This window comes from Bdellovibrio sp. HCB-110 (assembly GCF_047323225.1).
GTDB lineage: Bacteria > Bdellovibrionota > Bdellovibrionia > Bdellovibrionales > Bdellovibrionaceae > Bdellovibrio.
Genome location: NZ_CP178750.1, coordinates 1,786,770 through 1,810,852, shown reverse-complemented (window position 1 = coordinate 1,810,852; position 24,083 = coordinate 1,786,770). Strand labels below are relative to the sequence as shown.

The following is a 24,083-nucleotide window of genomic DNA, read 5'->3' as shown; positions in this document are numbered from 1 at the left end:
CAATTTTTTTGGATCGCATTTATAAAATGCTTTTCGTTTTTTTAGTTTAGAAAACTTATTCTTAGGCTTATTTCTTTTCATAAAGCTAATAGGCCTTTCCTTCTTCTTTATTTTTAATATTCTTCAATAGAATTTGAATCTTCTCTTTCTCGAACTGCCCTTTTTCTGTCAGCAACAATTCAGAAAGAAGTAAAATCACACTACGAACTCCTAAATTCACACCTTGATCAATTTTCGGATCGCGTAAATCATATTGCCCTTGCTCTTCGTATTGTGCCTGTATGTACTGACAAAAATCCAAAGCGATCAGATGTAAGCTTTCCAGCTCTTTAACTTTTAAAAATGTCGTTTTCTTTTCCATATGATACCCCTAAGACTCTTTAAGGTAATCTGCCACTTCAACTCTTCTATATTGAATTGGTGACTTCTTAATTACTCTAGAGGAAATATTACGTCCTTCGTAACTATTCTTAAAGAAAGATTGTAAACGTTGCCCCTCATTAGTCGCTTCGTTCTCTGCCACCACACTTACCAGAATTTCAGAGACACTTGCCACAAGATCCCCACTAGGCGACACTTCATGCCGTTCACCATTGATGAGGATAACAACTTCAGTAGCTCTACTATTACCACTTTGCTTTTTAATGAGTTTATTAACAAAAAACTCTTTTAATAGACGAGAGTTCCCCATTTCTAATGCGCCCTGCTGCTTGCGCCATTTACTTACGGTACTCTCATCTAGTCCTAAAATTTTGGCAACTTCACTCTGAGTAATCTGAAAATGCTTTCGCAATAATTCCAACTCTTCGTATATTAAGGGCGTTTGCAAATCAGATAAAACTTCTGCACAAACTACCGAATAGATACGCTTATATTCCGTCGCAGAAATTGTCTTACCGCCATCAAATGGACTGACCGTAAATATAATCTCAGGAAGTATACGTTCTTTCCCTGCGACTAACATTTTGTAGTTGTGCTCCGTCTTCGTAGTCAGTTTTGATCTTTTCATTTCCATTTTTTCACCAACAAGATTTATGTCCATTTTGGTTCAATAACTTCTCGGCCTCATCAACCTCGTAAATAGCTTGATTGCCTTGATCTTCATAGCTCGGTTCACCATCATAAAAAGCAAAAAGCTCAGCCACGTCAGCAAATACAGTTTCTTTATGAACTACGAACTTAAACCGAAAGACTCCATATTCACCCGGCATCGAATTATTTTTATCAAAATCCTTAGCTTCACAAAAAAGAACTAATTCAATCACATCGCCAGGCACTCTTTCGGTATACCCAAGAGCCTCGCCAGTGTTTATGAGGGCTTCTAAATTTTCGTAAGCTCTGTTGTACCTATCAGTCATTGGGTTGTGACTAACTACAACATTATCGGGTTCTTCCTCATAAAGCTTTTTCAAAGCATCGTGATAATCTATGCAGTTCACGTCATCCTTCTTTAATATCGGCTAGAAACTTGAACTTTTCAAGTTTCTTGATTTTTTCATGCTTAAAAGCATTTTATTTGGCATTAAACAGGATTGAAGTCTTAGTTAGAGACATTTAATAGCCCTACCGAACCTCCCAGCAGCCGCCCTATTCAATAATATGTTTATATGTAAATAATGTGTAAATCAATAATTTACTACGAAACATGAACTTTATAGTTGAGACCCGCTTGTGTTAGCTGATCCTGCAAAGCAAGTTGAATAAATCTGTCTTCTGCAAAACCTAATATTTGTGCAAAGCGGGCTGCTCGCTCAGGGCTCACTGCTTTTTTACCTTTCTCGATATCATTGAGATGCTGTTTGGAAATACCTAGTTTTCCCGCAAATACTTCTAGAGTTTCGCCTTCAGATTTTCGTAGCGATGACAAACGAAGACCAAAACTTAAAGACTCCCCAAGGTTCTTTTCAAGAATTCGAACTGCTGGGCTTTTCTTCTTAGAATTCATGTTTATTCACCTTTGCAATCGTAAACAGTTCCAATTTAAAATTGGTACACCTGGTAGGTTTACTTTTCAAGTAAATCTGTATTGTCACACTAAAATTCTATGTTTTTTGACTAAGCTTTCGACAGCATCACTCGGTTTGAAACATGCCAACAAGAAACTCTGGAGTCCTTGATTTCTCTTGGCATAATCAATCAGCGGAGGGACTTCATGACGAAGCTTTTCTTTATATTCATTCTTTTGTTATCACTTCTTGGAATTCAACATGCCCACGCAGAGGCCGCGGTGGGCGCCGTGATTGGTGACCCTACGGGTATCTCCGGAAGACTTGGTATGGATGGTCAGCACTCTCTAGAAGGAGCTCTGGCTTATTCAACAGGACACTATGAAGGACTGCATGTGCATGCCACATATCTTTGGGATCGTGCGCGCTCGTTTGCAACTTCGGAAGGGCCTATTGAGTTGTATTATGGGCTTGGGGTTCGCTTGATCGCGATTAGCAAAGGTGATCGCGATGGCGAAATCGCCCTCGGGCCTCGTGCTCCCCTGGGCCTTCTTTATAATTTTACTAATCCCAATGTTGAGATTTTTGGTGAGGTGTCTTTGGCAATGGACTTAGTGCCAAAGACGGATGTTGATTTGGATGTGGGGATTGGGGTTAGGGTGAGGTTTTAATTAACCGCACTCTTCCACAAATTGACGCGTTTTTTTATTTCTTCGCGAAGATCTTTTTGCACGAATTTAAAATGCGAATCATCCTTTGTATTCTGCCACAAGATTTCTGAGCTTTCCTCTACGAGTTCTGTCATCTTTTTGAGAGTATTCAGAAAGATATCTTGTCGCTTTTCAAAGCCCAAGTCTTGCGCCAATATCTGAAAATTCTGTTTCTTCATTTTCGCTGCCAAACGCTGGCCACCGATAGAAAATGCAAAGGAAGGAGACATATCCTTGTAAATGCTTGTTGAAAGCAAATCATAAACAGGTGCCAAACTTACTGCACCATTCTCATATAGAAAAGACAAATTTTTCGAATGAGAATCGTTGTTTCCTATCAACAAATTAAAAGCCAACCACTTTAGCGCAAATTCTAAATCAGGAATTTTATTGTCAGAGATTTTTTCAATCGTTTTATAGTTCTGCGCAAAAGTTGGACCTCCATCTTCCTCATATTTTTCCGCCGACGGAATACCCTGAGCCTGACACAAGTCGAATTGGTGAACGCGCTCCACTTTGCCTGCAATTATTCTCCTGTCATAACGTTCAATAAGAAATAATGGATTTTCTTCACCCACTATTTGTATTCCAGGAATACTTAACCCACAGAGCTGCGCCAAACTCATACATAAATATTCATTCTGAACAGAGTTCAATACTCCTTGAAGTCGTGCAGGAGGCTTTAAAATATGGGTCGTAGGTGTCGCATCAACAGGAATATACATTTCGCCATCATGAACGACGACAGGGATCTTATCCTGAGCCCCTGCTAGTGAAAATCGGCCTTTATGGTTCACGAGGCTGTGAATATAAAGACTTTCTTTATTTTCTATGACTTTATCAATCTCACGGAAAGAAAGCTTTTCAAGCCTTCCTAGTTTTTCATCTTCGGGCGGGCGATCTAATGGAGTGATTTCCAATGCTCCGGCACAATCTAAGCCATAGCTTTCCAAAAGCTGATAAGGGTCTTCAAAACTTTTTTTTAGAATTTTCTCAAAGACCTTGAGAGTGCCACCTTCTGGAAGAAGATTATCGAAATAAGACTTCGTAATACGATTATTAAACTCTTCTTCTTGCAAGGGAAGAGCCGGAGAAAGACTGAATTTTTCTTTATCCTGAAGCCAACTCTGCGAGTAACTAAATCCCAAAGTATCGTCAGCTTTTTTCACCAATTGGCCAACATGCTTTTTCTTATAAAAGACATTTAAGGGGTGCTTCATTTTCTTTTGACCTTGAAATAGATCTCGATGTTGCAAAGCTTAAGTATTTTCAGCAAAGTTGAGAGCTTGATGTCTGATTTTTGATTCTCGAAGTTTAAAACGGCATATCGGGAAAGATCCGCATATTGTCCCAGTTTTTCACTTGTAATACCCTGCTCTTTACGAACCCTTCGCACTTCTCCTGCAAGCTGGGAAGGACTTGTAATACGCGTATATTCCATCTAACCCCCTAAAAGTTGCCTACAATCAACATTTTATAGGAAATGTTCGAAAAGTCCACAAAAAGTTGCCTAAAGGCAACTTTTAATAAAACAAAGGTATTCCGAGCACGAAAAGTCGCCCAAAAACAACTTTATCCGGATTGAGGGGCCGCTTTTCGAATGCTAGTCTCCTATAATGTTACTCATCATTTTGAAACTGCTTCTTTGTTGGAATTTCAGTTACGCACAGTTTGCAAATTACAACTCTGTCCTACTCGGCGATCGCGCCGCCGGCATGGGTGGAGCTGGAACAGCACTGCCGTTAGATGTTTCTTCGGCAGCTTTTTACAATCCTGCTCTTTTGTCACAATCTGAAGGCGCCGCTTTTTCTGCAGCGGTCGGTATCTACAAGAAGTATGATACCAATTACGGCTCCGAAACTGACTATACGCAGACACCACTTAAAGTAAGTTCTGGATTTTTTAGATCTCTTCCCGCTTCAACTGGAAACGTGGTTCGCAAGGAAGGATGGACATTTGGGCTCTCGATTCTTGTTCCGGAATACGAGACTTTCAAGGGAGACCTGCAATCCTCTTCGCAAAACACCAGTACACTGACTTACACCGATGAGTCTTTATGGGTCGGCCCGACTCTTTCTAGAGCATTGAATGAAAAGAGTGCCTGGGGAATTACACTTTATTATGCTGCGCGGAGCTTTACTCGTTCAATTCAAGATCGAACTTATCCCGACACCGTTCAAGCCATTCTTTTTAATTCAGAAGAAACTCTCACAGAGAATGCTTTGGTTCCGGTTTTTGGTTACATGCTGACTCCGAATTCAGAATGGACTTTTGGCGCCAGCGTTCGCGTTCGAGGTATACCTATTTCAAGCAATGCCACTTACTTTGAATCGTTGACAAAAACAAATCCCTACTCGTCGGAACAAGTAAATCGCAATGATCTGAGTTCCGCGATTTTTATACCTGCAAAACTTTCTTTGGGAGTTTCACACGCGCTGAATGGATGGGTCTGGGCCGCAACCATGGATGCTTATGAAGGCTACTCCTACGAAATTATTGATTACGATGATCGGGGATCTTTTGTTGTCAGGAATGCGGTGGCGAATTTATCTTTAGGGCTGGAAAAAACCTTTACCGATTGGTTTAAAGTCCGTTTAGGCGTTTTCTCAAATCTTTCCCCCTACCCGAAGCCGGATGAAAATCTAAAACGCCTTCAGGGAGAAAGAGTGGATCAGGCCGGCGTCAGTGCAAATTTTGTTTTCATAGCGGATAATAAAATTGCTTACACTTTTGGTGGGTATTACACCGGTGGCCGTGGACATGCTATTGAGCGTGTTAATCAGGATTTTCATGTGATCACGAAGTCGCAGCAGGTGTTTACGATGCTTGCGGGGACGCAGTTTTATTTTTGAGAGGGTGTTCTCCACGGCGAAATGAATCTTCATTCCATTAAATCTAGAATTTTCTTAACTTCACTGACATAGTGGGCATCCCCTTTTGCAAACTCAGCAGAAAAACCACAATTTAATTCTAAAAAAGGAATTAACTCTGGCGCCATCCATTCCATCGCCTGCTTAATCTCTCCATAGCGGATCTCGGGCTTGTAACTAATAATTGGCTCGAAATGAAAAACTCGATTGCGGAATTTTCTTATTGTGTTCAATCTATCCGAAATAATTTTCCTTGTCCGGTCTGACGCTGGTGTCACATAAGGAAATATCCTCGGCAAGATTGGCCTCAGTTTTTGTTCGTAATCTTTTCGAAAAAGCGAAGTCCAAAACCCAAAATTCAATGCGGCTGTGATATCTTCGGGGTTGGTTTTCTTCCCTTCTTTTATAAGTCGCTCAAGGGCTTCGTCCACGAGTCGCTGTTCAGGGGCAAGTAACTGACCGTTAGTAAGCCAGGAATTTCCCCACACATGAGACGCTGCAGTGTGAATGTTATTTCTGAGTGATATTTCCAACCAGTGCAGAGACTCATACAATGACTCAGACAAAGCACAATTCCAGAGGTATTTGGCTATGATAGAATCCAGTTGTTGTTCATCTAAATACCCGTAACTACCTAATCTTTCCTTAGAAATTCTTGAAATGAGACGTGATTTTTTTAATTGGCCTTGCATTTCACTCCTAAAAGACCGATATTGTTTATGTAGTCCCCAGGAAGTTCCTCTCCCTTGAAATATAGGTGATCGAAGCCTGGGGTTTTTTTTGCCTAAAATCTAGAGATAGAGTCACCTCATCTCTCTGTTTCACTGAATTCTATATATGTAAATAATATGTAAATCAAGATTTAAAAAGTGATGGCTGCGGGTATTGGGGTTAGGGTGAGGTTCTAACCTCGCCCTAAATCGCAAAATACTTCGCATCCGGATGCATAAAGTAGTAACCGGACACACTAGATGGCGGAGTCATCGCGAAGTTCTCTGTTAGACGCACACAAGTTCGTTCATCAGCTCCCAACAGTTTCCACATCTTTTTCTTCTCACTGTGATCAGGACAAGCGGGGTATCCCGGGGCCGGACGAATGCCTCGATATTTTTCGGCAATCAGATCTTCATTGGATAGATCTTCTTTAATTCCAAAGATCCCCCGAACTTTTTTATGAGTATATTCAGCTAACGCCTCCGCGATACGATCACCGATGGCCTTAACAAGAATCGAAGAGTAATCGTCATTATCCATTTCAAACTCTTTGGCAATTTCGATTTGTTCTCCTGCAGTTACTACGAACACACCAATGTGATCCCGCCGCTGAACTTCAAGTGGAGCTACAAAATGAGGTAAGCAATAGTAAGTGTCATTGTTCGCAACTTTCTTGCGCGTTTGCCTGTCAAAACGAAGTTTTTCTATTATAGCGCCCGCCTCATCAAAGACTAAGACCTCGTCATCTTGGGATTTCGCTTCGAAAATGCCCACCAAAGACTGGGGACGCACTCGGTTTCCTTCAATAAGATTTGCCAACATTGCGTGAGCATATTGATAAAGCTTTGTCGCTTCCTCGCCATATTTTTTCAGATTTCACGAAGGATGCATGTGCATGCCACTTACCTTTGGGATCGTACGCGTTCTTTTGCGACTTCGGAAGGGCCTATTGAGTTGTATTATGGGCTTGGGGTTCGCTTGATCGCGATTAGCAAAGGTGATCGCGATGGCGAAATCGCCCTCGGGCCTCGTGCTCCCCTGGGCCTTCTTTATAATTTTACTAATCCCAATGTTGAGATTTTTGGTGAGGTGTCTTTGGCGATGGACTTAGTGCCAAAGACGGAGTTGATTTGGATGTGGGGATTGGGGTTCGGGTGAGGTTTTAACCGAAATTTTATTTAAACCTGTTTTCACGCACGACCCCAAACAAAATTTCTTTAGTGGACTCTCCTTTATAAACAAATCAAAATTTGTCTACAAAAAAATGACAAGGAGGTCATATGAAGAAAATGATACTGGGTGCTTTATTACTAGTGAGCGTTGTAGCTTTCGCTCAAAAACGCGACGGACTTCGCACTATGGGCCTGAGATTTGTAGCTCCAACAGTTAAAAACGTAAATCAAGTGGATGATGAAGAGAGAGGGGAAATTGTCTATCAAACTTCAGACGAACAGTTTTATGGTTTTGACGGAACCAACTGGAATAAGCTTTCCGCTGGTGAGTCACTTTTACCTGCGGGCGTAATTCTTCCGTTTGGCGGAACCGCTGCACCATCAGGATTCTTGCTTGCTGACGGAGCAGCATATTTAATCGCGGACCATCCAGATCTTCATGCTGCTATCGGGACCGCCTTTGGAGATGGAACAAAGAATGCTGATGGAACTAATACTAACCACGCCGCTGGAACCGCTTTCAATGTTCCGGACCTTCGCGGAAGATTCATGCGTGGAGTAGATGGCACTGCTGGAAGGGATATCGACAAAACAGCACGGCCGTATGCTACAAGCCCCAATAATGGAGGAGGTAACTCCGGAAATGCAGTTGGATCAATCCAGGGACAGGCCACTCGCAAGAATGGATTATCTATTATCGACCCCGGTCATGCTCACTACACTGGCTTAGGATCTGGATCCGCAACCCCAGGCGGAGTCCTTGGAGTAACTTCTTTAAATCCAAATCAGGGATACACGAATACCGCAAATACTAATGTTAGCATTAGTAATGGTGATAGCGAAACTCGTCCTATTAATATTTACGTGAACTACATTATTAAGAAATAATTTGATCGCCCCTCGTTAAGACGAGGGGCGAAGCTTACTTAAGCTACTTATGCATCTTCTACTCGACTTTCTTATAATTTTTAATAATCCCAATACGGAAATGCCGTTGGTATTTAAGTTTCACGGTTTATATAATCGCCCGCGAAACCATCTTTAAAAGCGTCATATTCGTTTGAATAATTCCTATGGGGCTTGATTATAAGTTCTTACCTTTGTCCATATGGCGCGCCAGGCCATTGCTTGGAAAGATAGCTAGCGTAACCTAGTTGGTATAATTAAAGATAGTATGCCAGTGCTTAATAACTTATCATTTCAAAACAAACAGAGACACAGAACCGAACTTGACGGCCTCAGAGGCGTCGCGGTACTTGCTGTGTTGTTCTTTCATGCGTACCCCAGCGTCTTCTCTGGAGGTTATGCAGGAGTTGATATCTTCTTTGTACTAAGCGGCTACCTTGTGGCTTCCTCTTTTTTTTCAAGTAGAAAAAACTTAGCCAGTGCAATTATAGATTTCTACGTAAGACGCTTCAAAAGGCTCGCACCGGCCGCTATCTTTGTTTGCCTCGTCACTTGGATTATCGGAACACTAGTCCTACTGCCGGAAGAAATAGCAAATCTTTCTAACTCCGTTCAAAGTATTCTCACTCTTACTTCTCATACCTGGGCAAACTCGGTGAATTACTTCGACATTTCAACTGCCTACCGTCCACTTATTCATTTCTGGAGTTTATCCATTGAAATACTATTTTATCTTGCATTCCCCTTATTGGGGATTCCCCTTCTCAGAGCTCCAAAGACAAGGTATGGAATTAAATTTGTAACCGTACTGTTGGCAATCCTTCTATCAACTACTTTCTTGATTACTGTACGACACCCACACGAGTACTATTTTTCTTTCTTTTCAAGAATATGGGAATTCTATTTGGGAATTTGTTTATTCTTTTACGCACCATGGAGTTTTAATGATCGATTGCAAAATCTATGGACTCATTTCGGTCTTATTTTGATTGGGCTTTCCATTTTTACCTTTAATTCATTATCAAATTTTCCTGGCCCTGCAGCTCTTGCTCCTACACTTGGAGCCGCCCTTATCATTCTTTCGAAGACTTCTGCTAACAGCTATAATATATTAAAAAATTCCTGCTTAATTTTTCTCGGAAAAATTTCATTCAGCCTTTACCTCATTCACCAACCTGTAATGGCTTACGCTCGCACGATAATGGGAAGAGAGCTAAATGACAAGGAAGCCTTATTAGGAATTCTTCTATCCATTATTCTCTCATATTTTTCGTGGAGGTTTATTGAATCCATTTTTATACGAAGGGAAACCTACAAAGTCTGGGCCTATACTACGATTTTCGCAGCTGCGGGTTTTCTCTACTTTTCCTCACTCAACCAACTTAGAAATGAAAATTCAAAAAGTCTCAATGCAGATGCAAAAAGAGCCCTGGAATTCAGATACGACAACAACCCACAAGCCTCAAAATGCCGCACTTCGAACATACTAGATCCTTCTCGGGCCTGCCGATACCATCCCGAATACAAAAAGACAGCAGTGTTGTGGGGAGACAGCCACTCTGATCAAATTGTTGTACCTTTCGCTGAAGGCCTTGGCTCATATGGATATTCGACTCTACAATTCTCTATTGAAGGGTGTCCACCCATTCAGCATGTAATTACAACGAAGGTACACCGAAAGTGTGAACAAAATGCAGACTTAGTAACGCAGTACCTTGTATCTAAAAAGGAAATCCAGATTATTTTTATACACGCGTTCTGGGTTGGTTATTTTGATGACAAAATTGTCGAACCAAAAACCTCAGCATCGTTGTTAGATCTTTGGAAACAGACGCTCCATTCGCTTATCCGTGCCAATAAAACAGTCATCATTCTAGGACCTGTTCCAAAAATGCCCGTAAATCCTCCTCTGTTTTTAGCCCGACTGAAAAAGATATTTCCAAACAAGGAGGAACGTATCAGTTTATCTGCGGAGGGATGGCTAAACCAATCCCCTGAAACTCGAAAAATCTTTGACAATGTTTGCAAAAGCACCAAGGTCATTTGCATTGACATCATAGGACTCCTTCTGGATAGCAAGACATCAACGTATGTCGCCAACACATCGGATTTAATTTTTTATCGCGACGACAATCACCTGTCGCTAACAGGCTCACAACGAATCATGCCTCAACTTATTTCAGAAATCGCCAAACGAGTTGAACTAAATAAAAACTAATTTTTGGCATCCACATAGTTCCAATTTTTTTCAATATTTTCAAACTAACTTCTTCTCTTCGTCGTAGGAGCATTATCACACGCGTGATATAGTCAGACGATTGAGACTGTGCAACATATACTATATACGAAATAGACTTTGCGATGATTTAGGAATATTTCGCAAAAGGCCTTGGTTCCAATTCCCCACTTCTGGATAAAAGAAGTTATTCCATCCTACGACCCACACTTAGACACGTGGAGGCTTAAATATTATTTAAATTGACCATCTTTCGTCGGATTATATTCCTGAACTAACTCTCGAAGATAACTCATCACTAAAGGTACATTCTCCTCGTCACAGGCTTTCATCATTCTCTCTAATTTAGAAAATAGCAAAACTGGCTCTATCATACCCTCCACCGCTCTTAAAATTCGAGGGTGATAAGTTCTCTCGACTTTTTCACCGATAAGAAGCTCTTCATACAACTTTTCTCCGGGACGAAGTCCGACATACTCAATTGAAATATCCCCAATACCGGTCCTTGGATCACGCACCTCAAGGCCGCTTAATTCAACCATCTTGCGCGCAAGATCAGTAATTTTAACTGGCTCACCCATATCGAGAACAAAAACGTCACCGCCTCTTCCCATGGCGCCTGCTTGCAAAACCAACTGAGCCGCCTCAGGAATGGTCATAAAAAAGCGTGTCACTTCAGGATGTGTAACTGTGATAGGGCCGCCGGCACGAATTTGTTCTTTAAAAAGAGGCACTACTGAGCCAGAAGAACCCAGTACATTTCCAAATCGAACCATCGTAAATTTTGTAGAGACAGGGTCATTTTTGGCAATTGCTTGTAAAACAAGCTCTGCCAGTCTTTTGGAAGCACCCATGATATTTGTTGGCCGAACTGCCTTATCGGTGGATACTAATACGAAGCTTTCTACCTTCGACTCTATACTCACTGCAGCCGCATTCCACGTTCCAATCACATTATTTCTTATCCCCGAAACTATGTTACTTTCAACCAGGGGAACATGCTTGTAGGCGGCAGCATGATAAACTGTGTTAACCTTGAACTCCTGCATGACCTTATGCAAATGAGATTTATTTAGAACATCACCTAAAACAGCTTGAATTTTCAAGTGCGGATAAAGCTTTAGAATCTCTTGCTCGATTTTATAAAGAGCATATTCACTTTGTTCGAATAAAATTAACAACCGCGGAGAATTCAGAGCAATCTGTCTACATAACTCAGATCCAATAGATCCTCCGGCACCAGTTACCAAAACACCTCGATCCCTGATGCAACTGGACATAAGATCACCATATGCCGGAACTGGATCACGCCCCAATAAGTCCTCAACACCAACTTCGCGAATGTCTTCAACATGAACTCGGCCATCAACCAACTCTCCCATTCCCGGAAGAGTTTTTAAGATAAGATTTTTGCCTTCAAACTGCTCAATAATTTCCCTTTTTCTACTTCGGGTTGCAGACGGCATTGCAATTAAAAGCTGTCGGCATTTTTTTTTCGCCATTATATCTAGTGCATCCTTAGGATGATAAACTCTCATTCCGGCGACGTTAGTTCCTTGAAGATCTTCGTTATCATCAAAAAAAGCAACTGGCCTGAACTCCATGCCGGACATCAAAGCAACTGCGGTCTGCATTCCGGCTCGCCCAGCTCCGTAAATAGCCACTGGCTGTCGAAAATCTTGAATTCGTTCTAACTTCATAATCAGAGCACGCGCGAAAAAACGACTGGCCGCGATATATGCGAATGCAATTAACCAATATATCAAAATTGAAGATCGAGGTAAGGCCGTTGCTCTACCCATTACAACGACCATGGCTATCACCAAAACAGAAAGAGTTACGCCGTAAAAAACTGTGTAAATAATTTTGTCATTGAGATAGCGAATGACGGCCCTATAAAGACCGATACGAATAAAAATAGGAACCGTCACAAATGGAATTACGAAAAACAACCATTGATACGACGAGACATCTGGATCCCATGAGCCAATTCGCAATGCAATCGAAGACCATAAAGCAGCCGGTAGCAAAATAGTGTCACAAAAGAGCATCAATAGAATTTTAACTCTTCTAGATAAACCTGCCACTTTACTGAACATAAAAAACCTCTAACGAGCGATAAATATCGTCTTAAGAGTATGAATTATCAACTTCAAATCCCCAGACAAAGAAGCCGATTCCACATATTGTCGATGATACTTAAGTTTCATCGGAAGTATTTTCTCAATATACTCTTTTTCAGGATTCTCAGATAGCGCCAAGATCTCGCTCTCATTCTTAAAGTGTACTGAGGCTAAATCTGTAATCCCCGGACGCACCGCAAGAGAAATGTTTCGATCCTCTTCACTATAGAAAGCTACATACTTTGGAACTTCTGGTCGCGGTCCAACAAAGCTCATCTTCCCGTATAAAACATCAATGAGCTGTGGCAATTCGTCCAGCTTATATTTTCTAAGAAGTTTTCCAGCTTTCGTTATTCTCTGATCGTTGCCAACAGTGATTTGTAAGCCCTTTACCGATGAATCACGGATCATACTTCGAAATTTATGTATTCTAAAAATACGTCCATTCAAGCCAACACGTTCTTGTCGAAAAAAAACTGGACCACGCGAATCAATAATGATCCAAAAACTCAAAAGTAAAAAAAGTGGCGATAAAAAAAGAAGCCCAATAAACGATAAAATAAAATCGAAAAATCGTTTTCCTAACCACATGACTTTCTCAAAATTTCAGACATTGCATCAACAACTCTCATTTGATCACTAGAACTCATACGGGTATAAAGCGGCAAACTTACCACATTACTAAACACCTCAGAGGCCACAGGAAACATCTGACTCGATAATTTGTAAGTATCTCTCCAATAAGGCTGCAGATGCAGTGGGATAAAATGGACACTTGTTCCAACACCCTTTTCAGCCATCTTTACGACAAACTGATCGCGATCCATATTATTCAAACGAACTGTATATAGATGCCAAGCATGTGCTAAGTTATCGTTAGGTTTGGCTGGAAGTGTTAGAGGCATTTTTTTTAAATTTTCATCATATAGTAAAGCCATTTTCGCACGTTTTTCGCGGAAATTTTCTAATTTTGTTAATTGATGAATACCAATTGAAGACGCAATATCGGTTAAATTATACTTAAAACCAGGAGCTACAACTTCATAAAACCACGACGGTTTGTTAGAAGTGTATCTATCAAAGGCGTCTCTATTTATACCGTGCAGACGCATAGTTTTAATTCGTTGGGCAACCATAGCATCACGGGTAACAATCATCCCACCTTCACCAGTGGTCATTGTTTTAGTCGCATAAAAGGAAAAAACCGTCACATCTGAGGCCAGGGTGCCAATCAATTGCCCATTATATCTTGCAGGTAATGCATGGGCGGCATCCTCAACAATTTTAAGATTGTGTTTTTTTGCGATTGAAAAAATAGCGTCCATATTACAGGGCAAACCGGCAAAATGCACTGGAATAATTGCTTTAGTTCGCTTTGTAACTCGCTCTTCGATCTTTGTTACATCGATATTCAAAGTTTTAGGATCTATATCTACAAAAACTGGATGAGCACCAAGGTATCTGACAACTTCCGCGGTAGCGGTAAAGGTATAAACCGTTGTCAAAACCTCATCACCGGGACCAATCCCTAAAGCTTCTAAGGCCAAATGGAGTCCCGCAGTTGCAGAATTAACAGAAATTGCCTCTACGCCACCACCAAGGTAGCTAGCAAAATTTGATTCAAACTTTTTAGTCACCGGACCTGTTGTGACCCACCCCGACTTAAGCGTCGAAATAACTTCATCAATCTCTTCATCGCCAATATCAGGAAGCGCAAACGGTAAAAAATCATTCATAGACTACGCGTAGCAGGCTCAATACATCCCGGCAAGCTAATATAATCCGCGCAGGAAGCGCTTAGCCAAGTTTTCATATAAGTGGTTAGCTTTAACAAAATTTTTCCCGTTTTCTCCCATTTCTTGTAATTTTGAACTGGGTAATTGAGACATTTCGCGCAGCCCATGCGCAATTGCATCCACGTTTTCGGCAGGTACAGAAATACCGGCCTTTGCCTCCAGCACCCAGTCATTTCCGGCAGTGACAGAATGAAAAATAGGACGCCCAGCCATCATATAATCTAAAATTTTGTTTGGATTAATACCAAATCTGTAAATTGGTCTCGCATGCCATCCAATGTAAGCGGCGTCCACTGTACCTAAAAAGTCAGCCACCTGACTTTTCGGTATAGAGTCGAAGAAATAGACGTTCTCTAATTTTTCTTCTTCGGCAAATTTCGATAACCCAAGCTTCTTTTCTCCTTTTCCGACCAAAACTAGCGCTATTTTTTCATTTCTCAACTGCTTCATGGCTTCCAGAACAAACTCCATAGCGTTCGCTACACCAATAGCCCCAGCGTAACCAAAAATAAAAAAACCTTTTTGTTTTAAATCCTCACACAGCGAAATCATCTCCTGGGGCGGTGCAGATTTTGAGTTTCCAAAGTCTTCTTTAACTATTCCATTTGGAACATAGACGAACCTATCCCTACTTAACCCCTTCTCCTGCAGATAGGAAAATGTATTCTCTAACATACTGACTACTCTGTGAGCATTCCGGCATGAAAAATTCTCGGCAAATTGAAAAGCCACAATTAACGGATGCCATTTCTTAAATTTTCCAAGTTCCAGAAGCGTCAATGGCCATAAATCGTGTACTTCATGCACTAATTTAGCCTTATACTTTTTTGAAATAAAATATCCCACCAAGACATCTAATGGGTATGTCGAAGAAGCAATTACGATATCCGGAACAAAGTCACAGCAAATTCTATTTCTATATAGAAAAAGTTTTACAACAAAGACTAAGATATTTATGAATCTTAAGATCCCGTTTCCATGATATTGGGGAGTCCGAATCCACTGATATGTTATTCCATTTTCAGTTGTAATCTCCAAATCACGATCGACTTTAGGATTGACCTGTCGCAAGTGAGAAAATACAGACGCAATAATTTTCACATCATGACCCATTTTTTTCCACTCTCTTGAAATCAAGAAAGGTCGAAACTCCATCCCAAGGGACAAAGACCCTGCATAATGGTTAATGTATAAAATTCGCATCATTTTTTCTTTCCGCTAATAAATCAACAATGACTTCACTTGAGGCCTTGCCATGGCCTTCATTTAATTCGCACCTTAAATCGTCAATGGACTTTAAGTATGACTTTCTAAAATCAAAATCAAATATTAGGTTGTCGAGTCTGGCTTTAAAATTATCAAATCTAGTTAGCTCAAATTTCTCCTTAAACTGGCCGGAAAGAAAAGTCCTTGTATCAGATAAAATATTAAAAGAAATAATTGGTTTCTTCCTTTGTATTGCCTCTACAAGAACTCTGGAAAAATGAGCAACACAAATTTCGCTTAACTGAACAAAGGCTAAGTAATTTATATCGCGGTTTACAATGTAGCGCGGATCACCAAAGACTTTCCGAATTAAAGCTTCCGTTTCGGCACTTTCGTGCGGATGCAATTTAAAACAGACTCTAATACCCTTGCCAATGATGCCATCCAGACCTGGCTTAATTCCTTCAAAAAACGATTTGTCATAATCAAAACCGTAAAGAGGGCGTAAATTTTCGGTAAAAACAGTAACCACCAAATCCCCCTCTTTCCAATTTAACACAGACTTCAATCTGTTTATTTCCCCCTCATTGGCACCAACAATTGGCAATGCGACCGACTTTACCCTATCCTTTGAAATTCCAGCCGATTCTAACTTCTTTACCATCTGAGCAGATGTAGCAAAAATCAGTGATTGATCATCAAAGGTGCCGATTACATTCCCTTTCCAAGTAACAGCTTTTAAAAATCTTCCGAAACGTCCGAGTTTCTCGAAAAAATTACTTAAAGAATGATTCCATCGCAGAAGTTTATTTTCTTTTTCTATGTCACAAACAGACAAAACAACGATCTCGGTATTCAATTCTTTTAAAATTTCCATTTGCAACAGGTTGATCGTCTCACCTTGATCAGAGCCAAAAACAGCTACATCAGGTTTTAACTTATCTAAAAACGAAGCGAGTATCGTGTATTTGCCTCTATAAGCTTTAGCTCTATGTACCCACCGTTTAAATTTGAAAATATAGGAAATAGCTGGCGCTTGATACCTGATGTACTGTTTGAAGATCCTCCACTCGCGTACTACAGTTTTTAAAAAATCCAAAATCGACCAACGGATTCCATCAAAAGGAATAAATTTCCTTCCTAATCCTACAGGCCAAGCGGGTCTGATTAACCAAACTGGTTTTCCTCCGGGAGTAACCGGCACATCTAATTGAATTGAACGAGATAAATCGGCTACATACCATCGTTCAATTCTCGAAGAAAACCCTTTTTGACTAGCACCACTGTAAGCTACGTATACTTCAAAAAGTCCACTATCCAAAATCTCATTGATAGTTTTGAAATCACCTTCCGAAAAGTTTCTATCCATAAAATTTAGAATTATTACCTGACGAATGTCCGAATTTGATTTTTTAAGATCCGCTGCCACAGAAAGAAACGGAGGGATAAACAAATGAAATGCCGCAGGTGAATATAAAACAGTTTTAGGACTTTCCATCTATCAAACCTAATTTTAGAAATTTAACTTTTTCACCCACAAGGGCCTGGCGATCTTCCGACTTGGCATTTAGAAACCACTTTAAATCATTAAAGGACGTGATCGGAAATGCGTAACAATTAAAGGGTGAAAAAATAGTTCGATTTCTTGAATCAATTTTATAAAAAGTTGCAATACCATTCTTAGCAGAGGATATCATAGCTGCAGAGGCAATTGAAACCACAATTCCTATTCTATTTTCCCTCAAAGTTTGCTCAATATCCTTCGTCCCATTATCTAAGGAAGTATGGGGAATTTCTTTAAACCAATCGGAAACATCCCTTGGATGGGGTCTCAAAATCACTTCATAGCCGAAATTCAAAAATTCCTTTGCTAATTCATGCCACCATTTTCTCATTTCATTTTCGCCAATTCCTTTTGCTCCGTACTCTAGAACAAATAACACTTTAACAGAATTGTCTTTTACTTCGTGGCTTAGCGGCAAACTTGAAAATGAACAGGCTCCTATTGTTTTATAAAAACACTGAATATAATCTCGGTCCCAAAAATCCCAAAGAAAGTTGTGTTTAAACCTTCCTGGAACCGTAACAATATCGTGGAGGCCGTGTTGGATATAGCAGTAAGATATAGATTTTTCTTCTGATGCATTTTTCACTGCGACGTACACAGCACCAGATTCAAAACAGAGCACTTCCCGATAAAGCTTGTGCCTACAAAGATGCGAAAGCTCACATCCCCAAAGATAAGCAATTATACTTTCACAGATATAATTCAATAACAAAAAGGCCTTTACCCTTGGGCTTTGCCGTCTGTAGAAAAAGTGTGCCAACAACCGGTTTATTCGCACAAAAGAATGTAAAAAAGCTTTAGACATCACCACCACGCGACCATTCAAAGACATTAATTCCGTTCTCTGAATAGCAGTTGGATTGTAACCCCATTTTTGGGCAACTCGTAAATGCACTGAAGTGTTAACTAAAAATAGCTGATCTTTATATTCGAAAAATTGATTTTTCGAATATAAACCATATACTCCCTTAACGATTCGTATAAACAAACGGCAAAAAAGAAAAAAAACCTCACGCCATGTTGTTTTGTTGAGAGAGTCTTGAATGGTATCTTCCGGAGCAAAAGGATAGGTCAGACTCAGCAGTAATTCATCTGAGCTTTCAAAGTCGTGAATTACTGGAGCCCAATATAATTTAGTTTTAAATATTAACTCTGCGACATCCATTAAATCGGATAATTAGCCATTTTTGAAACTACTTCATGCAACTTCAACGATTCCTCAATTGACAGTAGCCGGTCACTGTCAATTCCGTTTATAAATCCATCAAGCTGTTCAACCAAACCATGTTTGGCCCCTTCATATTTCCAGTTCAAAGAAATTTCTTCATATGAAAAAGAACCTAAACGCTGCACTTGGAGCTTTTCCATCGGTCTAAAAATATATCGAGTTTTATCAGTCACCCATTCTACAGACCAACGCCCCACCCCCGACCAATTCGCCGTATAGCTAAAGGGTATGCCCTTTATAGAGACTCCGCTTCCGACCATTTCAGCGGCTGACGGATGCCATGGTAACTTTCCGCTTTGAGTAGCACACCATTCACCTGCCTTAGGTAGACCTATTGGGAAAAATCCAAAATCAATGACATGTGAGCTGTTAGCCAACGCCCAATGATTTTTAACTTCCTCAGGGAATTTTGCATTATTCTCAATGTCTGCCGCCAACTCTGTAAATTCAAAATGCACGGATTTCATTTTCTCATTATTTTGCTTAATCATATTAAGTGCCATTGTGGCTGACGCATAAAATCTTCTATTAAAAGCAACAAACACTTTACGACCACGAGATTCTTCTTTAAGCATTAATCCGTCGGATTGCTTCATAAAAGCAGGCTTTTCAATTAACAGATTCTGAATGCCCTTTTCCAAAAGAGTAATGCTCATTCTGGGCAGCGTTTCAACAGAAGACGCAACAACGCCAAACTTTGGCTGATACTTAGCGATCAGCTCATCTAGGTCGGTAGAAAAATGCCCGCCTAATTCCTCAATTTTATTTCGGTTCTTTTCGGATGGGGCCCAAAAAAACATTTGAAGATTAGGAATAAATTTTCCAGCCCTAAGGTATTCCTGCGCCATCCAACCGGCACCGACAACTAGACACGAGTGTTTTTGTACGGACATATCCAACCTTTACGTAAATAAATAAGGCTCTTGAACTTTTGCACTTTTCAACAGCTCAAAAAGAGCTAAATGACTCTCTTGTGCTTCAGCAAGTGTAGGGAGACTGATCTCCCCCTGCAACCATCCCTTGGTTAAACTGATTAAATCCCGATATTCCACGGATCCCTCGGAAGTGATTTTATAATCCTGACCGTAAAGATAATTCGGCTTTTCAAATCCAGCTTCTTTAGTCCACTTTCTATAAGTATAATTATTTTCGTCTATCCAAAGTGTTTTATTATTTCCTTTTATTGTCAGAATTGGCGTTGCAGTACTTTCAGGGTTAATTGTTAAGAAAAAGGAATTCGATCCTTTGGCAACTAAAAATTTTCCACCGTAATCCTTAAACCGCTCTCCTCGCCCACTTCCGACAAGAACGTCGGTGACTTGGGAAAATAAAATTTTTAAAGGTTCTGCAGATTCCGAAGTCAAAAATGAAAACGTATCTAAATAGTGAATTCCGTTACACCCTAGTCCAACGGCACCGCCATTGAGAGTCATTTCAATAAACTTTTCATTCTTTAGCTCGTTTTTTAGCGCTTGATAAAAAGGCCAACTGCGACGAGGAAAGTTAACATTTACCGTTACACCGGAAGCAATTAGCTCCTTGCATCTGCTGAAGATCTCGGCAAGGTCCTTTTCAGATCGAACAATTGGCTTTTCTAGCAAAACTCTTTTTACTTTGTTAGTTTCTAAAAAATTTAGAAAATTATCCTTTCGATAGTCAGCTGTCTCAGAAAAAATGGCGACATCATACTCTTTACCTACTGGAAGACTTTTAACAAACTCAACCTTAGCATCCTTAAACTCAGGCTTGTGAAGTGTCTCCCTCGCCTTTTCTATCGAAGCATCACTAGGGTCAAAGGCAATGATCTCTGCGGCTGCCAAAAGCGCACCACTAAAATGACGACGTCCCATAACCCCTAGTGAAGAAATAAATACTTTCATAAGATCCTCTTTAAACTAGCGCTTTGTAATTTGCCTCAGCGTTTAGGAGCAGTTTTAAAACTTTGATGTCTTCAGACAAACTGTTTGGATATTTGGATGAATCCTTGATACCAGCAACAAACGCTTTCACTTCATCAATGTACATCTGCTCCACAATATTTTTATTGTATCCACTAGCAGCGGAAGAAGATGGCTGCTCGTAAGAAATAAATCTTTGATTGTCAGCTTGATACACCTTGAATGCACCGTCATTCCAATTCCAAACGATCTGTGCACGCTCTAAATTGATTATCAGATGTCTTTGGGCGAATCTTGCAACAACGTCTACCATTAGTTGGCCGATGAATCCGTCATATTGCATACTTAATGCATACGTATCGTCAATATCCACACCCAGGTTGAATGTTTTTCCAAATACGCATTGAACCTTTTTGGGCCAGCCAAAAACCTCAGTCATCCAGGTCATTTCAAATGGTACGATTTCACGAGCACCACCTGTTTCTTTTTTAGAAACGTAAAAGTCTTTAATATCTTCCCACGGATGCCAATCAGGAAGGTATTGACCGGAAACGTAACTGAAATTGGTGATCTTTCCATAAATCTTTGATTGAATAATCTCTCTGATGTCCTTGACAATCGGATGAAATCGCAGAGTTGTGGACGGCGCGATGAATACTGCCTGCTCCTTGGCAAGAGTTTGCAACTCTTCTAGCCCATCTATAAGAACGCTGGCTTCAACAAAAGCAGGCTTATTATTGTCGATAGCCATCTTGATGTAATGGTTATGAAGATCCGGCGGAGTTGAAATTACCATCCCGTCGAGTTCGCCAATATTAAGACTCTTTAAATTCGTGGTACCTGCAACACCATATAGCTTCTTCGCCTCTTCCACTCTGTCTTCGCGTGGATCAAAGCCAACGATATCAGCAAATCCAAGAGCTTTTAGGCAACGAATTCTTCGTTTGCCCATTGAACCTAAACCCACTACTAAAAATTTCATTTGGAAACCTCGCTCATCTTCATCTGTAAAATAGATTCTACACATTTAAAATCAAACATATCGTCAACTTCGTAATTTTGCCAACGCTCAATAAAGTAAGGAAGCATCTGATCGGTATAAAAGGCTTTTTTTTCCCGCAAAACTAAGGTTTTAACCAGGTAAAATACCCCGTACGGGAAATAGAAATCTTTTCCCTCTGCTCGAACGTCCAGCGGAGAAACAAATCCATTTTTAATTTCTTTACAATAAAGTGGATTCTCGAGTTGAATTTTTCCTATACTCACAACTCCATCCGCTTTATTAAATTCCTTTCTCAACAACTGAACTCCATTTTCCAGATCATCTTTTTTTCGTAATGGAGAAGTTGGTTCAAGAAGAATCAGAGAATCAAATTTCCCCCATTTTTCTTCCGCATAATCTAATGCGTGAATTGCAGCATCTACGGATGTTGCAGTGTCTGAAGATAGATAATCAGGTCTTAAGAAGGGGCACTCCGCGCCATATTTCAAGGCAACGGACTGTATAGATGGTGAATCTGTAGAAACTAAAACCTTATCAATTGAAGGACTGTTCAATGCACTTTCCACAGTCCAACCCAATAAAGGCTTACCACAAATCTCCATTATGTTTTTTCCGGGCAGCCTTTTACTGCCTCCGCGAGCCAAAACCAAAGCTAAAGTTTTCATAAAACTTTCCTAAAGGGTCCAGCCATCGTCCACAACGATGTTCTGGCCGTTGACGTATTTCGAAGCTTCATCACACAGAAACATGACTGCAGAACATAAATCTTCGGGCAACAACATACCTCCACGAGAACTCAAAGAATATTTGCCATACGAAGACACGAAGGACGGATCGTGGCCCCCAAAAACACCACCTGGAGAAATTGAATTAAATCGAACGTCCGAACCTCGGTAGTATTTAGCAAAGTACCGATTCAAATGAACAAGGGCAGATTTAACTGCTGCATATTCGATCGGCATTGAAAATTTCATGTTTTCATAAATATCGAATCGAGGTGCAATAACTCCGTATACTGATGAAAAAGATATCATTGCCCCCCCGCCCACTTCCTTTAAGTATTCACCGAAGTGTTTCATGACGTTAAAGTACCCACCCAGGTGAGTTGAGACATTCTCGTTAAAGGATTCCAAGGTCACGTCTTCTAGTTTTCTTCCATAAGAAGGAGTCCTTGGATAACTGGTATTAATAACCGATCCAATTTTTAGTCCTCTTTCTTTGATTTGGACAATGGCAGAGCGAACTGAATCTTCAGAGCCAATGTTCATTTCAATAAAATCTATATCCCCGCTAGGTTTAGCAATATCCAAAATCAGAACTTTATACTTGTTTTTCTCAAATACTTCGCGAATCTTTGATCCGATCAAGCCATGCCCAATAATTGCAACGCAATTCATAGTCAACCTAGTTATACTTTCTAAATACTGGCTTAATAGCTGAACCTTTTAAATAAGCTCTCACATCACCTTCGAGTGCGCGAGAGTACACTTGCAATGCACTACGAAGCGCTTCCATGGTAGTCTCTAACTCGCGTTCACCATGACTTGCACTCAATGCAATCCACGGCATCATGACGCCTCTCTCTAACATTTCTTGAGAGAACAGTGTTCTTAGCTCAAGCGAAACGGCACCAGATTTGTCTTTAGTAACGTAAACCGGTGAGCAACCAACTCCTTCAAACTTAAAGTGGTCCAACAATCCCAGTTCTTTACTAACGTTATTACCTTGATTGATAAGCTTTGAGCCGTAATCCCATAATTTGTCAACGACTGAATCTCGTTGACAAATTTCCATAGTCTTAACAAATGCTCCCAAGCTACACATCTCCGCACCGTGGGTGCTCGACATCAAAAAGACTCTTTCTTGGCCGATTTTTTTAATTCCCCCAAGATCCATGATTTCCTTTTTACCGCCTAAGGCAGCCACAGAAAAACCATTTGCCATGGCTTTACCGAAAGTCGAAAGATCCGGACTAACATCGTAATATGTTTGAGCGCCTTTAAGATGCCAGCGAAAGCCAGTGATCATCTCGTCCAGGATCATTACCGCACTATTTTTAGTGCACGTTTCACGAACCTTTTGCAAAAAGTTATCTTTAGGTTCCTCGTGAGTTGCAGGCTCCAAAATTACGCCCGCAATTTGATTAGGATATTTTTCAAAAAGCGCATTCAAAGACGCAATATCATTATAATTGAAATTAACTGTCAGAGCTGACGTTTCTTCAGGAATACCTCTTTTTAAAGTTGTGTCGCCAATAAACCAATCATCGTAGGAAAAAAACGGGTGCTGTAGACAGCGAGCAATCATTTTTTTTCCTGTATAGGCGCGCGCAAGCTTAATTGCCGCACTTGTTACCGAAGAACCATTTTTAGCAAATTTAACCATTTCCACAGAGGGAATTAAGTCCACGATCTTTTCAGCCGCTTCTAACTCAATTAAAGAAGCTCTTGTGAGATTATTGCCTAAATGAATTTGTTTAATAGCCGCTGCATCGACTTCGTCATGTGCATAGCCTAAGTTTACAGCCCTCAAAGCCATCCCGTAATCTAGATATTTTTTGGAGTGCGCATCCCAAACATACGCACCTTTACCCTTCTCTAAAATTTGTGGTGCATTTAAAGGAAACTGGTCATCTCCGCGACTGTAAGTATGCGCTCCGCCCGGGATAACGCGATTCAATCTTTCACTATAATTATTTTCCGCCATAG

25 protein-coding genes are annotated in these 24,083 nt (G+C 40.4%); 5 read left to right on the top strand and 20 right to left on the bottom strand.

Annotated elements, in window-relative coordinates; all coding sequences use genetic code 11:
- Positions 1–85 precede the first annotated feature (85 nt).
- The 4 genes from ACL934_RS08690 to ACL934_RS08675 form a co-directional block, all read right to left on the bottom strand.
- Positions 86–361 (bottom strand): hypothetical protein, encoded by a 276-nt coding sequence (locus ACL934_RS08690; RefSeq protein WP_413613359.1) that lies wholly within the window; start codon positions 359–361, stop codon positions 86–88.
- Positions 362–370: 9 nt separating this feature from the next.
- Positions 371–1,042 carry a hypothetical protein gene (locus tag ACL934_RS08685; protein ID WP_413613358.1) on the bottom strand — a complete coding sequence of 224 codons (672 nt, stop codon included), beginning with the start codon at positions 1,040–1,042 and terminating at the stop codon, positions 371–373.
- The gene (locus ACL934_RS08680; protein ID WP_413613357.1) at positions 1,020–1,439 is read right to left on the bottom strand and encodes a hypothetical protein; all 420 of its coding nucleotides are present in this window, start codon (positions 1,437–1,439) and stop codon (positions 1,020–1,022) included. The genes ACL934_RS08685 and ACL934_RS08680 overlap by 23 nt, the downstream gene beginning before the upstream one ends.
- A gap of 197 nt (positions 1,440–1,636) precedes the next feature.
- The gene (locus ACL934_RS08675; protein WP_413613356.1) at positions 1,637–1,945 is read right to left on the bottom strand and encodes a helix-turn-helix domain-containing protein; all 309 of its coding nucleotides are present in this window, start codon (positions 1,943–1,945) and stop codon (positions 1,637–1,639) included.
- 207 nt (positions 1,946–2,152) lie between these two features.
- On the opposite strand from ACL934_RS08675, the gene ACL934_RS08670 reads away from it, so the two are divergent.
- Positions 2,153–2,617 (top strand): hypothetical protein, encoded by a 465-nt coding sequence (locus tag ACL934_RS08670; RefSeq protein WP_413613355.1) that lies wholly within the window; start codon positions 2,153–2,155, stop codon positions 2,615–2,617.
- Here the strand turns inward: ACL934_RS08670 and ACL934_RS08665 are convergent.
- On the bottom strand, positions 2,614–3,876 hold the full coding sequence (locus tag ACL934_RS08665; RefSeq protein WP_413613354.1) for a type II toxin-antitoxin system HipA family toxin: 1,263 nt from the start codon (positions 3,874–3,876) through the stop codon (positions 2,614–2,616). The genes ACL934_RS08670 and ACL934_RS08665 overlap by 4 nt on opposite strands.
- Positions 3,873–4,097 carry a helix-turn-helix domain-containing protein gene (locus ACL934_RS08660; protein WP_374079966.1) on the bottom strand — a complete coding sequence of 75 codons (225 nt, stop codon included), beginning with the start codon at positions 4,095–4,097 and terminating at the stop codon, positions 3,873–3,875. Before ACL934_RS08660 ends, ACL934_RS08665 begins: the two co-directional genes overlap by 4 nt.
- 175 nt (positions 4,098–4,272) lie before the next feature.
- On the opposite strand from ACL934_RS08660, the gene ACL934_RS08655 reads away from it, so the two are divergent.
- Positions 4,273–5,508 carry a hypothetical protein gene (locus tag ACL934_RS08655; protein ID WP_413613353.1) on the top strand — a complete coding sequence of 412 codons (1,236 nt, stop codon included), beginning with the start codon at positions 4,273–4,275 and terminating at the stop codon, positions 5,506–5,508.
- Positions 5,509–5,537: 29 nt separating this feature from the next.
- Here ACL934_RS08655 and ACL934_RS08650 read toward each other — a convergent pair whose 3' ends face one another.
- On the bottom strand, positions 5,538–6,218 hold the full coding sequence (locus tag ACL934_RS08650; RefSeq protein ID WP_413613352.1) for a hypothetical protein: 681 nt from the start codon (positions 6,216–6,218) through the stop codon (positions 5,538–5,540).
- A 223-nt stretch (positions 6,219–6,441) separates the two neighbouring features.
- Positions 6,442–7,113 carry a vitamin B12 dependent-methionine synthase activation domain-containing protein gene (locus ACL934_RS08645; protein ID WP_413613494.1) on the bottom strand — a complete coding sequence of 224 codons (672 nt, stop codon included), beginning with the start codon at positions 7,111–7,113 and terminating at the stop codon, positions 6,442–6,444.
- An 18-nt stretch (positions 7,114–7,131) separates the two neighbouring features.
- On the opposite strand from ACL934_RS08645, the gene ACL934_RS08640 reads away from it, so the two are divergent.
- From ACL934_RS08640 to ACL934_RS08630, 3 genes are all read left to right on the top strand, one after another.
- Positions 7,132–7,398, top strand: a complete 267-nt coding sequence (locus ACL934_RS08640) for a hypothetical protein (protein ID WP_374079956.1) — start codon at positions 7,132–7,134, stop codon at positions 7,396–7,398.
- Between the two features lie 122 nt (positions 7,399–7,520).
- The gene (locus ACL934_RS08635) at positions 7,521–8,300 is read left to right on the top strand and encodes a phage tail protein (protein WP_413613351.1); all 780 of its coding nucleotides are present in this window, start codon (positions 7,521–7,523) and stop codon (positions 8,298–8,300) included.
- Between the two features lie 286 nt (positions 8,301–8,586).
- Positions 8,587–10,536 (top strand): acyltransferase family protein, encoded by a 1,950-nt coding sequence (locus tag ACL934_RS08630; RefSeq protein WP_413613350.1) that lies wholly within the window; start codon positions 8,587–8,589, stop codon positions 10,534–10,536.
- 251 nt (positions 10,537–10,787) lie between these two features.
- Here ACL934_RS08630 and ACL934_RS08625 read toward each other — a convergent pair whose 3' ends face one another.
- Genes ACL934_RS08625 through ACL934_RS08570 form a run of 12 tightly spaced genes read right to left on the bottom strand, consistent with a single transcriptional unit; the run spans position 10,788 to position 24,081 of the window.
- Positions 10,788–12,653, bottom strand: a complete 1,866-nt coding sequence (locus ACL934_RS08625; RefSeq protein ID WP_413613349.1) for a polysaccharide biosynthesis protein — start codon at positions 12,651–12,653, stop codon at positions 10,788–10,790.
- Positions 12,654–12,662: 9 nt separating this feature from the next.
- Positions 12,663–13,268 (bottom strand): sugar transferase, encoded by a 606-nt coding sequence (locus ACL934_RS08620; protein WP_413613348.1) that lies wholly within the window; start codon positions 13,266–13,268, stop codon positions 12,663–12,665.
- Entirely contained in the window at positions 13,259–14,413 is a 1,155-nt protein-coding gene (locus tag ACL934_RS08615; protein WP_413613347.1) for a DegT/DnrJ/EryC1/StrS family aminotransferase, read from the bottom strand. Before ACL934_RS08615 ends, ACL934_RS08620 begins: the two co-directional genes overlap by 10 nt.
- A gap of 36 nt (positions 14,414–14,449) precedes the next feature.
- On the bottom strand, positions 14,450–15,679 hold the full coding sequence (locus tag ACL934_RS08610) for a glycosyltransferase family 4 protein (RefSeq protein WP_413613346.1): 1,230 nt from the start codon (positions 15,677–15,679) through the stop codon (positions 14,450–14,452).
- Entirely contained in the window at positions 15,657–17,177 is a 1,521-nt protein-coding gene (locus ACL934_RS08605) for a hypothetical protein (RefSeq protein ID WP_413613345.1), read from the bottom strand. Before ACL934_RS08605 ends, ACL934_RS08610 begins: the two co-directional genes overlap by 23 nt.
- Positions 17,164–18,411: a hypothetical protein gene (locus ACL934_RS08600; RefSeq protein WP_413613344.1), complete on the bottom strand. Its 1,248-nt coding sequence runs from the start codon at positions 18,409–18,411 to the stop codon at positions 17,164–17,166. The genes ACL934_RS08605 and ACL934_RS08600 overlap by 14 nt, the downstream gene beginning before the upstream one ends.
- Positions 18,411–19,367 carry a Gfo/Idh/MocA family oxidoreductase gene (locus ACL934_RS08595; protein ID WP_413613343.1) on the bottom strand — a complete coding sequence of 319 codons (957 nt, stop codon included), beginning with the start codon at positions 19,365–19,367 and terminating at the stop codon, positions 18,411–18,413. Before ACL934_RS08595 ends, ACL934_RS08600 begins: the two co-directional genes overlap by 1 nt.
- 9 nt (positions 19,368–19,376) lie before the next feature.
- A complete protein-coding gene (locus ACL934_RS08590) occupies positions 19,377–20,354 on the bottom strand; it encodes a hypothetical protein (RefSeq protein WP_413613342.1) in 978 nt (325 codons plus the stop codon).
- A 10-nt stretch (positions 20,355–20,364) separates the two neighbouring features.
- Complete coding sequence (locus ACL934_RS08585; RefSeq protein WP_413613341.1) at positions 20,365–21,354, bottom strand: Gfo/Idh/MocA family protein; 990 nt, start codon at positions 21,352–21,354, stop codon at positions 20,365–20,367.
- Entirely contained in the window at positions 21,351–22,040 is a 690-nt protein-coding gene (locus tag ACL934_RS08580; protein ID WP_413613340.1) for a cytidylyltransferase domain-containing protein, read from the bottom strand. Before ACL934_RS08580 ends, ACL934_RS08585 begins: the two co-directional genes overlap by 4 nt.
- Positions 22,041–22,049: 9 nt before the next feature.
- A complete protein-coding gene (locus ACL934_RS08575) occupies positions 22,050–22,772 on the bottom strand; it encodes an SDR family oxidoreductase (protein WP_413613339.1) in 723 nt (240 codons plus the stop codon).
- 7 nt (positions 22,773–22,779) lie between these two features.
- Positions 22,780–24,081: a glutamate-1-semialdehyde 2,1-aminomutase gene (locus ACL934_RS08570; protein ID WP_413613338.1), complete on the bottom strand. Its 1,302-nt coding sequence runs from the start codon at positions 24,079–24,081 to the stop codon at positions 22,780–22,782.
- Between the last annotated feature and the right edge of the window lie 2 nt (positions 24,082–24,083).